The organism is Actinophytocola xanthii, from assembly GCF_001921205.1.
Taxonomy (GTDB): Bacteria; Actinomycetota; Actinomycetes; order Mycobacteriales; family Pseudonocardiaceae; genus Actinophytocola; species Actinophytocola xanthii.
This window is the reverse complement of the sequence record NZ_MSIE01000058.1, coordinates 61,090-73,658: the sequence shown is the minus strand read 5'-3', so window position 1 is coordinate 73,658 and position 12,569 is coordinate 61,090. Positions and strand designations below refer to the sequence as shown.

Annotated in this window: 12 protein-coding genes; 11 read left to right on the top strand and 1 reads right to left on the bottom strand. The window is 72.2% G+C overall.

From position 1 onward, the window contains the following. Window positions 1–132: 132 nt before the first annotated feature. The 11 genes from BU204_RS28375 (at window position 133) to BU204_RS28325 (ending at window position 10,384) form a co-directional block, all read left to right on the top strand. Window positions 133–951, top strand: a complete 819-nt coding sequence (locus BU204_RS28375) for a pyridoxamine 5'-phosphate oxidase family protein (protein ID WP_332888593.1) — start codon at window positions 133–135, stop codon at window positions 949–951. 264 nt (window positions 952–1,215) lie between these two features. Then, entirely contained in the window at window positions 1,216–3,807 is a 2,592-nt protein-coding gene (clpB, locus tag BU204_RS28370; protein WP_075128825.1) for an ATP-dependent chaperone ClpB, read from the top strand. Window positions 3,808–3,941: 134 nt separating this feature from the next. Further along, a complete protein-coding gene (locus tag BU204_RS28365; RefSeq protein ID WP_075128824.1) occupies window positions 3,942–4,640 on the top strand; it encodes a type III secretion system chaperone family protein in 699 nt (232 codons plus the stop codon). Between the two features lie 48 nt (window positions 4,641–4,688). Then, window positions 4,689–5,468 (top strand): SDR family NAD(P)-dependent oxidoreductase, encoded by a 780-nt coding sequence (locus tag BU204_RS28360; protein WP_075128823.1) that lies wholly within the window; start codon window positions 4,689–4,691, stop codon window positions 5,466–5,468. A gap of 16 nt (window positions 5,469–5,484) precedes the next feature. After that, window positions 5,485–6,165, top strand: coding sequence for a hypothetical protein (locus BU204_RS28355; protein ID WP_083661716.1), 681 nt, complete (start codon window positions 5,485–5,487; stop codon window positions 6,163–6,165). A gap of 58 nt (window positions 6,166–6,223) precedes the next feature. Beyond that, window positions 6,224–7,012 carry a phospholipid scramblase-related protein gene (locus BU204_RS28350; RefSeq protein ID WP_075128822.1) on the top strand — a complete coding sequence of 263 codons (789 nt, stop codon included), beginning with the start codon at window positions 6,224–6,226 and terminating at the stop codon, window positions 7,010–7,012. Window positions 7,013–7,081: 69 nt separating this feature from the next. Continuing rightward, window positions 7,082–7,933: a phospholipid scramblase-related protein gene (locus tag BU204_RS28345; protein WP_075128821.1), complete on the top strand. Its 852-nt coding sequence runs from the start codon at window positions 7,082–7,084 to the stop codon at window positions 7,931–7,933. Between the two features lie 57 nt (window positions 7,934–7,990). Further along, a complete protein-coding gene (gene pyrE, locus BU204_RS28340; RefSeq protein WP_075128820.1) occupies window positions 7,991–8,554 on the top strand; it encodes an orotate phosphoribosyltransferase in 564 nt (187 codons plus the stop codon). 47 nt (window positions 8,555–8,601) lie between these two features. Continuing rightward, the gene (locus BU204_RS28335) at window positions 8,602–9,291 is read left to right on the top strand and encodes a LemA family protein (RefSeq protein WP_075128819.1); all 690 of its coding nucleotides are present in this window, start codon (window positions 8,602–8,604) and stop codon (window positions 9,289–9,291) included. 65 nt (window positions 9,292–9,356) lie between these two features. Continuing rightward, window positions 9,357–9,731: a DUF2784 domain-containing protein gene (locus tag BU204_RS28330; protein ID WP_075128818.1), complete on the top strand. Its 375-nt coding sequence runs from the start codon at window positions 9,357–9,359 to the stop codon at window positions 9,729–9,731. Further along, entirely contained in the window at window positions 9,728–10,384 is a 657-nt protein-coding gene (locus BU204_RS28325) for a TrmH family RNA methyltransferase (protein WP_075128817.1), read from the top strand. The genes BU204_RS28330 and BU204_RS28325 overlap by 4 nt, the downstream gene beginning before the upstream one ends. Before the next feature lie 6 nt (window positions 10,385–10,390). On the opposite strand, the gene BU204_RS28320 is transcribed toward BU204_RS28325, so the two are convergent. After that, the gene (locus tag BU204_RS28320; RefSeq protein ID WP_075128816.1) at window positions 10,391–12,547 is read right to left on the bottom strand and encodes a molybdopterin-dependent oxidoreductase; all 2,157 of its coding nucleotides are present in this window, start codon (window positions 12,545–12,547) and stop codon (window positions 10,391–10,393) included. Window positions 12,548–12,569: the final 22 nt, after the last annotated feature.

Below are 12,569 nucleotides of genomic sequence, written 5' to 3'. Positions count from 1 at the left end.
GGGCTCGGTGCCCCCGCTCCGCACGGTCCCCGGGCGGGTGCCGGGCCGACCGCGGCGGACGTCAACGGTGCCGCCCCGGCCGGCGGACGCGCCGGCGCGGTCACCGCGCCGTTTCCCGGCTCCAGGCCCGGCCTGACCTACCTGTCCGCACCGGGTCCGGCCGCTCCCGGCGCGGCCGCCGCGCTGGCCGCGGCGGCACGTGGGGTACCCGGCCCGGACGCCGGAGTCCTCCGCTCGGCCGAGGAGGCGAGGACCATCGGCCTGCCGGTGATCCAGCCGGCGTCGCCGATGTTCGACCCGGGCGCCGACCGCGAAGACGCCGCGGGGTTGCCCGGTTCTCGCGGCGAACACCTGCTCCAGGCCGCCTACGGCACCCAGGATCGCGCCAACCGCTTCTACCGGGACCAGGTCCTCCCCCGGCTCAACGCCGAGATGGTCACGTTCGTCGGCCGGATGGAGATGGCCTTCATCGGCACCGCCGACGCCCGCGGGGAGTGCGACTCGACCTTCCGGGCCGGCCCGCCCGGGTTCCTCCACGTCATCGACGAGCAGCGGATCGCCTACCCCGAGTACCGCGGCAACGGCGTGCTGGCGAGCCTCGGCAACATCAGCGAGAACCCGCACGTGGCCATGCTGATGATCGACTTCGTGGAGGACCTGATCGGGCTGCACGTCAACGGGCGCGCGCGGATCGTCGAGGACGCCGAGCTCCGCGCCCAGGTGTCCGGGCTGCCCCATGAGGTCGAGCGCGGCCGCAAGCCCGAGCGCTGGGTCGTCGTGCACGTCGAGGAGGCCTACGTGCACTGCCGAAAGCACATCCCGCGCATGCAACCGGTCGCTCGCACCCGTGACTGGGGTACCGACGACAGCCGGCGCAAGGGTGGGGACTACTTCGGCGTGCGGGCCGCCGCCGACAAGGCCGCCGGAAAGTCGGCAGGCAAGCGGTCCTGAGTATCCGCGCGGCAGCTCACCCGGCTGGCGGTAGGCCGTGCCGGGGAGCAGCCTGAACCTGGGAGCACGCCCCGCACCCGGCGACCGACCTGTGGACAGCGACCTGGGGATTGTGGACAAGCGCCCATGACCTGGGGACAACCCTGTTGGTACATGTGGGTGAAGGCCGTGACAGTGCGAAAAAAGCGGGGTTGAGCGGAACTGACTCAACTTTGCTGACGTTGTCTGGGTGAGGCACAAAGTTTGCGCACGTGAGGTGAGGGGATGGACGCTTTCAACCCGACGACTAAGACCCAGCAGGCGATCTCCTCGGCGGCCCAGGCCGCCACGGTGGCCGGCAACCCGGACATCACGCCGGTCCACCTGCTCGGCGCCCTGCTGGCCCAGGGCGACGGGCTGACCGCGCCGCTGCTCACCGCGGTCGGCGCCGACCCGGCGGTGGTCCACAAGGAGCTGGACAAGCTCGCCACCACACTGCCCTCGGCAACCGGCAGCACGGTCTCCGCACCGACCCTGGACCCCCGGGCGCTGCGGTCTGTCACGCACGCCCAGAAGCTCGCCACCCAGATGGGCGACGAGTTCGTCTCGACCGAGCACCTCCTGGTCGGGCTCGCCGCCGAGGGCGGGGCGGTGGCGAGCATGCTCAACCGGCACGGCGCCACGCCCGACGCACTACAGGAGGCGTTCGTCAAGGTCCGCGGCTCGGCCCGGGTCACCAGCGCCGACCCGGAGGGCACCTACAAGGCCCTCGAGAAGTACGGGCTCGACCTCACCGAGCGGGCCCGCAAGGGCGAGCTCGACCCGGTCATCGGCCGCGACGCGGAGATCCGGCGCGTCGTGCAGGTGCTGTCGCGGCGCACCAAGAACAACCCCGTCCTGATCGGCGAGCCCGGCGTCGGCAAGACCGCGATCGTCGAGGGCCTGGCCCAGCGGATCGTGGCCGGCGACGTGCCGGAGTCGCTGCGCGGCAAGCGGGTGGTCGGGCTCGACCTCGGCGCGATGGTCGCCGGGGCCAAGTTCCGGGGTGAGTTCGAGGAGCGGCTCAAGGCCGTGCTCAAGGAGATCACCGAATCCGCCGGCCAGGTCATCACGTTCATCGACGAGCTGCACACGATCGTCGGCGCCGGAGCGACCGGCGAGGGCGCCATGGACGCCGGCAACATGATCAAGCCGATGCTCGCCCGGGGCGAGCTGCGCATGGTCGGCGCCACGACGCTCGACGAGTACCGCCAGCACATCGAGAAGGACGCCGCGCTCGAGCGGCGGTTCCAGCAGGTCCTGGTCGGCGAGCCGTCCGTCGAGGACACGGTCGGCATCCTGCGGGGGCTCAAGGAGCGCTACGAGGTCCACCACGGCGTGCGGATCACCGACAGCGCGCTGGTGGCCGCCGCCGCGCTGTCCGACCGCTACATCACCGCGCGCTTCCTTCCGGACAAGGCGATCGACCTGGTCGACGAGGCCGCCTCGCGGCTGCGGATGGAGATCGACTCCCGCCCGGTGGAGATCGACGAGGTCGAGCGTGCCGTGCGCCGCCTCGAGATCGAGGAGATGGCGCTGGAGAAGGAGGAGGACGAGGGCTCCCGCCACCGGCTCGCGAGCCTGCGCGCCGAGCTCGCCGAGAAGCGCGAGCACCTGTCCGCGCTCACCGCGCGCTGGCAGAACGAGAAGGGCTCGATCGAGAAGGTGCGCGAGCTCAAGGAGCAGCTCGAGCAGCTGCGCGGCGAGTCCGAGCGGGCCGAGCGGGACGGCGACCTCGGCCGGGCCGCCGAGCTGCGCTACGGCCGCATCCCGGCTCTGGAGAAGGACCTGGAGGCGGCCACCCGCACCGCGGAGCTGCCGGCCGAGGGGGTCATGCTCAAGGAGGAGGTGGGACCGGACGACGTCGCCGACGTCGTGTCGGCCTGGACCGGCATCCCGGCCGGGCGCCTGCTCGAGGGCGAGACCGCGAAGCTGCTGCGCATGGAGGAGGCCCTCGGCCAGCGGGTCGTGGGGCAGACCGAGGCGGTCCGCGTCGTGTCCGACGCCGTGCGCCGGGCGCGGGCCGGTGTCGCCGACCCCGACCGGCCGACCGGGTCGTTCCTGTTCCTCGGCCCGACCGGCGTCGGCAAGACCGAGCTGGCCAAGGCGCTCGCGGAGTTCCTGTTCGACGACGAGCGCGCGATGGTGCGCATCGACATGAGCGAGTACTCCGAGAAGCACTCGGTGGCCAGGCTGGTCGGCGCACCGCCCGGCTACGTCGGCTACGACCAGGGCGGGCAGCTCACCGAGGCCGTCCGGCGGCGGCCGTACACGGTGGTGCTGCTCGACGAGGTGGAGAAGGCGCACCCGGACGTGTTCGACGTGCTGCTCCAGGTGCTCGACGACGGCCGGCTCACCGACGGGCAGGGTCGCACGGTGGACTTCCGCAACACGATCCTCGTGCTGACCTCGAACCTGGGCTCGCAGGCCATCGCCGACGCGAGCCTCGACGAGCGGCAGCGCAAGGACGCCGTGCTGGGCGTCGTGCAGCGCCACTTCAAGCCGGAGTTCCTCAACCGGCTGGACGACGTGGTGGTGTTCGGCGCGCTGGCCACCGAGGAGCTGACCACGATCGTCGACATCCAGGTCGCCCAGCTCGGCAAGCGGCTCGCCCAGCGCCGCCTCGTGCTCGACGTGAGCCCGGGAGCCCGCGAGTGGCTGGCGATCAACGGGTTCGACCCGGTCTACGGCGCCCGGCCGCTGCGCCGCCTGGTCTCCTCGGCCATCGGCGACCAGCTGGCGAAGGCGCTGCTGGGCGGCGAGATCCGGGACGGGGACACCGTCCGGGTCGACGTGGCGGGTGACCAGTCCGGACTGATCGTCGGCCGAGCCCTCTGACGCCCGAACCGGCGCCGCGACCCGCACGGCGTGGCGCCGGTTCCGGCACCGGGTGAGCAGGGGCGCGAGCAGGGATGACGCGCCGGGGGACGGGTGATCTTGGCTCCGCCGGACGGCCTACTACGCTCACGGGCGTGGGCATACCGGCATGGGCGTGGTTCCTTCTGGCCGTCGTGGCCGGGTTGGCGGGCGCCATGATGCTGCTGCGGGACCGCGCGCGGCTCACCTCGCGCAACCGGGAGCGCCGCCGCTGGGCCGGCCTGCGCGGCTGGCAGTTCGCCGAGACCGACCACGACCTGCCCGCGCAGTGGGAGGGCGGCGCGGTCGCCTTCCACGGCGGAGGCATCGCCCGCGACGTCGTCGCCGGGTCCACCTTCACCGCCGACGGCCGGCGTCGGGTCTACGTCTTCGACCTCGAGAGCGACGGCCGGATCACCGCCGTCATCGCCGCCGTGCAGTGCCGCTGGGCGCTGCCGGCGCTGATCGAGCTGTGGCTGCCCAGCGCCCCGTTCCAGCGCGAGCAGATGCCTGAGCTGCTCGGGCCGGTGGGCCAGCGCTACGCGTTCGTCTCCGACCTGACCGCGGCCCGCGGCCTGATCACCCCCGACCTGATCGACGCCACCGAGGAGATCGGCGCGGACATCCCGGTGGCCTGGATCGAGGACGGCTGGGTGCTGGCCAGCGCCTCGCCGCACGCGAGCCCGTCGCGGATCGAGCGGCTGCTGCGGGCGATCGGCGAGATCGCCGACGTGGTCGACCCGTTCGACGCCGAGGTCGATCCGGTGGGCGAACACGAACAGCCCAGCGGACGCCACGGAGAGCGAGGGGACTGATCGCCCTCGTCCGACCGGGTGGCTCGGCGACCCACTACCGTGTGCCCCATGCCCACTGCCCTCGTCACCGGGGCCACCGCCGGGATCGGCTTCGCCTTCGCCCGGCAGCTCGCAGCGCAGGGATACGACCTGGTCCTGGTCGCGCGAACCCGTGAGCGGCTGAGAGAGGTCGCCGCCGAGCTCGCCTCGGCGCACGGCGTCGACGTCCAGCCGATGACCGCGGACCTGTCCACCAACCGCGCCCGCCGCCGGGTCGAGGAGCGGTTGGCCGACCGGGACAAGCCGATCGACCTGCTGGTCAACAACGCCGGTTTCGGCACCCGTGGCGCGTTCGCAGAGGCGGACCTCGACTACCTGCAGGCACAGCTGGACGTGAACGTCACCTCGGTCCTGCGGCTGACCAGGGCGGCGCTCCCCGGCATGCTGGCTCGCCGCCACGGCGGAGTGGTGAACGTGTCCAGCGTGGCCGGGTACTTCCCCGGGACCGGACCGACCTACGCCGCGTCCAAGGCCTGGGTGACCGCGTTCTCCGAGGGCATGGCAGCGAACCTGGCCGGTACCGGCGTTCGGGTGCTCGCCCTGGTGCCCGGCTTCACCCGGACGGAGTTCCACGCCCGCGCCGGTGACGACATGGGTGCGCTGCCGGACCGGCTGTGGCTCGACGCCGATCGCGTTGTCGCGGAGTGCCTGCGCGACCTGCGTCGCGGGCGGACCCGGTCGGTGCCCGGCGCGGTGTACAAGGCGTTGCTGGCCGTGCCGAGGCTGCTGCCCCGCGCGGTCCAGCGCCGTCTCGAGGTGAAGGCCTCCCTGGGGCGTGATAGGACCTGATATGTGAGGTCCGACCGTGGGTGACGCCGGCATCGTGTTGCTGGTCGTCGGCGTGCTCGCGATGGTCGGGCTGGTCGTCTGGTGGCAGTGGCAGGAGCGGCGGAAGAAGGTCGCCGAGTTCACCGCGTTCGCCCAGGAGCGCGGCTGGCGCTACCTGGAGCGCGACCGGGGCCTGGTCAAGCGGTTCCGCGGCAGCCCCTTCGGCCGTGGCCACGACCGCCGAGCCGAGCACGTGCTCCGCGGCACCCACCGAGGTCGCCGCCTGGTGGCGTTCGAGTACTCCTACAAGGAGACCGAGGGCAGCGGCGACAACCGTCGCACCAGGACCTACCCGTTCACCGTCGTCGGCCTCGCCACCCCGGCCCCCCGCCCCACGCTGGAGCTGAGCCGGGAGAACTGGGGCCGCCGCCTGCTCGGCCTGGTCGGCATGCGCGACCTCCAGCTGGAGAGCGAGGAGTTCAACCGGACGTTCCGCATCCGCACCGAGGACGACAAGTTCGCCTACGACATCCTGCACCCGCGGATGATGGCCTGGATGCTGGCCGACGAGCGCGCGCTGTCCATCCCGTTCCGCTTCGAACGCGGCGACCTCGTGGTGTGGACCCCCGGCAAGGTCGACCGCACGAGGATCGCGGAACTGCTCGACTACGCCTGCGACATCCTCGATCGGACTCCGGATTTCGTCTGGAAGCCGTGACCGGCCGGTTAGGATCGAAGCTTCGTGCGCCTGGTGGGGGAACAGGCAAGGAGTGGTCATGGCGCAGCCACCCGGGTGGTACCCGGAACGGCCCGGCTCGTCCCTGTCGCGCTGGTGGGACGGCACCCGGTGGACCGAGTACACGCGGCAGGCCATATGGGCGGCACCGGCGGAGGAGTCGGTCGACGGCGGCCAGGACACAATTCGGCGGCAGCTCCGCGAGGCCGGGGTGCGCCCGCGCCCGCGGGGCGGCGGCACGCTGTTCACCGAGCCGGTGCTCGTGGTGAACCAGATGGTCGACCACCTGGCCAACGACTACCTGGTGTTCGACCAACACGGCGGGCGGCTCGGCTCGGTCGTCCAGGTCCGCCAGTCCTTCCTGCACCTGGCGACGCGCCAGCTCTACAGTCGCGGTGTATTCCTCACCCACCACCTCGAGGTTCGTGACGCGGCGAGCCTGCCGCTGCTGCTGATGACTCGGCCGAGGACCTTGGGCAGGTCGCGAGTGATGGTCCGCCGGCCGTACGGCACCGAGGTCGGCGAAATCGTGCAGGAGAACCTGATCGGCAGGATCCGGTTCTCCTTCCTGGTCGGCGGCCAGCGGGTCGGCGGGATCGAGGCGGAGGAGTCGGCGGCGTGGAACTTCTCGATCGTCGACCACACCGGGGGTGAGGTCGCCAGGATCACCAAGGCCTGGGAAGGCCTCCTGACCGAGGTCTTCTCCACAGCGGACAACTACGTCGTACAGCTGCACAGGCCGCTGCCGGACCCCCTGGCCAGCCTCGTCATCGGGTCCGCGATCACCATCGACATCGCGCTCGAGCAGGTCAAGAAGATGTACCGCTGAGGGCGTCCCGCCGGGGTTAGGATCACGGCCTCATGCGCCCTGTGGGGGGAGCAGGCAAGGAGTTAGGCCATGACCCAGCCACCCGGGTGGTACCCGGAACAACCCGGCTCGCCGGTTCTGCGTTGGTGGGACGGCACGCGGTGGACCCAGCACACCCAGCCGGGGCAGCACGGCGTTCCGCCGGCACCGCCGGCGCCGCAGCCCCAGCAGCCGCCCAGCGGCGGCAGCGCCTGGGAGCTGCAGGTCGGCCGCGGGCCGGACCCCGCCCGCGTCCGGCACCAGACCCGCGAAGCCGGCATCGGTCAGCCAGGGCAGGGCGGTGGCACCCTGTTCACCGAGCCGGTGCTCGTGGTGAACCAGAAGGTCAAGCTGATCGAGATGACCAACGAGTACTCGGTCTTCGACCAGCACGGGAACCAGATCGGCTCGGTCGCCCAGATCGGGCAGTCCGCCCTGCGCAAGGCGCTGCGCTTCTTCACCAGCTGGGACCAGTTCCTCACCCACCGGCTCGAGGTGCGCGACGCGGCGCATCAGCCGGTGCTGCTGCTGACCCGCCCGGCGAAGGTGGTCAAGTCACGGGTCGTGGTCGCCCGACCGGACGGCAGCGAGGTCGGCCAGATCGTCCAGGACAACGTGTTCGGCAAGATCCGGTTCAACTTCCTCGTCGGCGACCAGCAGGTCGGCGGGATCCAGGCGGAGAACTGGCGGGCCTGGAACTTCTCGATCGTCGACCAGACCGGCGCCGAGATAGCCAGGATCACCAAGACGTTCGAGGGCGTGGCGAAAACCCTGTTCACCACCGCGGACAACTACGTCGTGCAGGTGCACCGGCCGCTGCCGGACCCGCTGGCGAGCCTGGTCGTCGGATCCGCGCTCACCGTCGACACCGCGCTCAAGCAGGACGACCGCGGGTTCGGCTGAGTGTGATGCCGGCCGGTCGGCTCCTCACCGGCGGCCGGTTCGTGAGAGGCTGCGAGCGTGCGCAGCGCTCCACATGTCGACCTCGATGCGAAGGGCGAGCTGGCCCGGTTGGTGAGCGAGCTCTCCGTGGTGCGTGGGCGCGTCGTGCTCTCCTCGGGCAAGGAGGCCGACTACTACGTCGACCTCCGGCGCGCCACCCTGCACCACGCCGCCGCCCCGTTGATCGGTCGGCTGCTGCGCCAGCTCACCGCGGACTGGGACTACGTCGCGGCCGGTGGTCTCACCCTCGGCGCCGACCCGGTCGCCGGCGCGATGATGCATGCCGCCGCCGCGGCGGGTGAGGTGCTGGACGTCTTCGTGGTCCGCAAGTCGGCCAAGGAACACGGCATGCGCCGGCGGATCGAGGGCATCGAGGTCACCGGGCAGCCGGTGCTCGTCGTCGAGGACACCACGACGACCGGCAACAGTCCGCTCACGGCCGTCGACGCGGTCACCGAGGCCGGCGCGACCGTGGTCGGCGTGGCGACCGTGGTCGACCGGGACACCGGCGCGCGTGAGGTGATCGAGGCCCGCGGCCTGCCCTACCGGGCCCTGCTCGGGCTCTCCGACCTGGGCTTGTGAGGCTCGCTCGGCACGCGCCGGGCAGGGGTTCGCGATAGATTCCCCTGGTGGACGCCGTACTGGTCACCGTTCTGCTCGTGGTCGCCGTCGTGGTGATCGCGGTCGGGGCGTTCACCGCGATGTACAACAAGTTCGCCAGGCAGCGGAACACGATCGAGGAGTCCTGGCGGCAGATCGACGTGGAGCTGCAGCGCCGGCACGACCTGATCGGCAACCTGGTCGAGGTGAGCAGGGCGGCCGCGCGGTTCGAGCAGGACACGTTGGCCAGGGTCGTGCAGGCGCGGGGCCGGGCCGTGGCAGCACACGGAGCCGGCCCGGCCGCCCAGGGGCAGGCCGAGCAGCAGCTCAACGGGGCGCTGGCGAGCTTCTTCGCCGTCGCCGAGCAGTACCCGACCCTCACCGCGAACCAGAACTTCCGCTACCTGCAGGAGCAGATGGTCGAGTGTGAGGACCGGATCGCCGCCGGCAGGCGGTTCTACAACGGCAACGTCCGCGCGTTCAACACCCGGTTCGACACGTTCCCGTCGAGCCTGGTGGCGAGCGCCGGCAAGTTCGGGAAGAAGGAGTACTACGAGGTCGACGACCCCGGGGTACGCGCGGCGCCGGCACTGCACGGTGCCTTCGACCTGCTCAACGAGCCGGTCACGCCCACCCCGCCGCTCGGCCAGCCGATGATCCAGCACGGCACCATGCCGGAGAACCCGCCGCAGACCCCACCCGCACCACCCCTACAGTAACGCCGACCACGTGACGTCGACGGAAATCCGGCTCGTGGACTGACCCGTTTCGGTACCGTGGAACCATGGCCGCATTCCTCGCCGACGTCACGGTGGTGGTGCACTTCGCGGCCCTGCTCTACATCGGACTCGGCGGGTTCCTCGCCTGGCGCTGGCCCCGTGCGATCTTCGTCCACGTGTTCTTCGCGCTGTGGGGTGTGGCGGTCAACGTGCTGCCGATACCCTGCCCGCTGACCACGGCCGAGGACTACCTCCGAGCGCAGCAGGGTCTCGGCCCGCTGCCCGGTGGCTTCAACGAGTACTACATCTACGACGACCTCATTCCGCGATCGCTGCTGCCGGTCGTGGTCGTCGGCGCGGTCGTGCTGCTGGTCGTGTCCTATGTAGGCGTCTACCTGCGGTGGCGGCAGCGCCAGGTCGTCTCCCCGGCGGTTCGGTGAACGAACAGGCCGGCGTCGGGCCGACCGAGTGGGAGTTCGGCGAGCCCGTCGGGGTCGGGCCCTGGCCGGGCGAGTGGCCGACAGACGAGCGCTACGACCCCGACCTGCTGGCCGGCGGCGACCGCCGCAACGTCGTCGACGCCTACCGGTACTGGCGGCGCGAGGCGGTGGTGGCCGACCTCGACCGGCGCCGGCACGACTTCCACGTGGCCATCGAGAACTTCGGCCACGACCACAACATCGGCACGGTCGTGCGGACCGCCAACGCGTTCGCCGCCCGGGCGGTGCACATTGTCGGCCGGCGGCGCTGGAACCGGCGGGGGGCGATGGTCACCGACCGGTACCAGCACGTCGCCCACCACCCGGACGTCGCCTCGTTGCTCGCCTTCGCCGCCGCCGAGGACCTGGTCGTGGTGGGGGTGGACAACACGCCCGGAGCGGCCCCGGTGGAGACCACCGAGCTGCCCCGACGGTGCGTGCTGCTGTTCGGCCAGGAGGGGCCCGGGCTGACCGACCCGGCCCGGGCCGGGGCGACGCTGGTCGTGTCGATCGCCCAGTTCGGCTCCACCCGCTCGATCAACGCCGGGGTGGCCGCCGGCATCGTCATGCACGCCTGGGTCCGCCAGCACGCCGACCTCGGCCGGGCCTGGTAGGACCGCTCAGGCCCGGGGCGCGGCGACCACCTCGACCGGGATGCCGTTGAGCACCGCCGTGCCGGTCGGGACGTCGACCAGGGTCTCGTCGGCGAGCAGGTTCGAGTTCACCCCCGCGTGGGCGCGGGCCACGGCCGTCCGCACGCCGTCGACGTCGTGCCCCCAGCCGTGCGGGATGCTCACCACCCCCGGGCGGATCGCGTCGGTGACCTCCACCGGCACCTCGACCTCGCCCGCGCGGGAGCGGACGAGCGCCAGCTCGCCGTCGACCAGGCCGAGCCGGGCGGCGTCGGTCGGGTGCAGCTGCGCCGTGCACCGGTTGCGGCCGCGGACCAGCGGTTCGATGTTGTGCATCCACGAGTTGTTCGAGCTGAGCTGACGCCGGCCGATCAGCACCAGCTGGCCGTTGGGCACCTGGTCCAGGGCGGCGCGCAGCCGCGGCACGTCGACCACCACCGGTTCCGGGGCCAGCTCGATCCGCCCGCTCTCGGTGGCGAGCACGTCCGGTAACCGGGAGGTGAGCGGGCCCAGGTCGACGCCGTGCGGCGCTGCCTCGAGGTCGGCGAGGGTCAGCTCGTACGGGCCGGCCCGCAGGGCCAGGTCCAGCAGGCGCTCCGGGCCGCGACGGTCGGCCGCGGGCTCGAGACCGGCCCGCCGGGCGGCCTCGGCGGCGACGAGGTCGTCCAGCGCCGCCACGTCCGCGTCCGGGCCCATTCCGCTGACGATGGCGGTCAGCCGCAGCAGCGTCTCCCACTCCTGGGGGAGGTCGGTCGGCAGCAGCGCCGGTGTCCAGTTGGCCACGTTGCGGACCGCGAGTTGGTAGAGCAACAGGTCGTAGTGCGGCCGCTCGAGCGGGGACGGGCCGGGCAGCACCACGTCCGCGTGCCGGCTGGTCTCGTTGAGGTAGACGTCCAGCGACACCATGAACTCGAGCCGGTCGAGGGCCTCGCTCAGGCGGGCCGCGTTCGGCGTGCTCAGACACGGGTTCCCGCAGACCGTCACCAGCGCGCGGACCTGGCCCTCGCCGGGGGTGAGGATCTCGTCGGCCAGCGTGGCGACCGGCAGCTCCCCGATCACCTCGGGCAGGCCGCGGACCCGGCTACGCCAGCGACCGGACCGCCAGGGTCGGCGCCGCCCCGGGGTGGCGTTCGCCTGGCCCGCGGCGGCGAGCGGGAACATCGCCCCGCCTGGCCGGTCCAGGTTGCCGGTGAGCACGTTCAGCACGTCGACCAGCCAGCTCGCGAGCGTGCCGAACTCCTGGGTGGTGGTGCCGAGCCGGCCGTAGACCGCCGCGCGGTCGGCGGCCGCCAGCTCGCGGGCGAGCCGACGGATGGCGTCGGCCGCGACCCCGGTCACCGGAGCGACGGCCTCCGGGGTGAACGGCTCGGCGAGCGCGCCGACCTGCCGCACGCCGGCCACGTGCTGCGCCAGGTCGCCCATGGCGACCAGGTCCTCCGCGAACAGGACGTTGACCAGCGCGAACAGCAGCAGGGCGTCGGTTCCTGGCCGGATCGCGTGGTGCTCGTCGGCGACCTCGGCGGTCCGTGACCGCTTCGGGTCGATCACGACGACTCGTCCGCCGCGGTCGCGGATCCCGCGCAGCCGTCCGCGGACGTCCGGCGCGGTCATCAGGCTGCCGTTGGACACCAGCGGGTTCGCGCCGAGCAGCAGCAGGTACCCGGTGCGGTCCAGGTCGGGGACGGGGATCGTCAGCGGGTGACCGAACATGTGGCCGGCGGAGAAGTGCTTGGGGATCTGGTCCACCGAGCCGGCGGTGAAGAAGTTCTTCGTGCCGAGGGCCCGGAAGAACACCGACCCGTAGAGCGCGACCGGCAGGTTGTGCACGGACGGGTTCCCGGCGTAGACGGCGACCGCGTCCCGGCCGTGCTCGGCGAGCAGGGGCGACAGCCGCCGGTCGATCTCGGCGAAGGCCTCGGCCCAGCTCGCTTCGACGAGCCGGCCGTCGCGGCGCACCAGCGGGGTGCGCAGCCGGTCCGGGTCGTGGTGCAGTGCGCCGATCGAGGCGCCCTTCGGGCAGACGAAGCCACGGGAGAACACGTCCGCGGCGTCCCCGCGCGCGCCCGTGACCCGACCGTCCTCGACGGTCACCGCCAGCCCACAGGTCGCCTCGCAGAGCGGACAGGTCACCGGTGTCTGCGCCATATTTCCCGTCGTGTTCCCAACC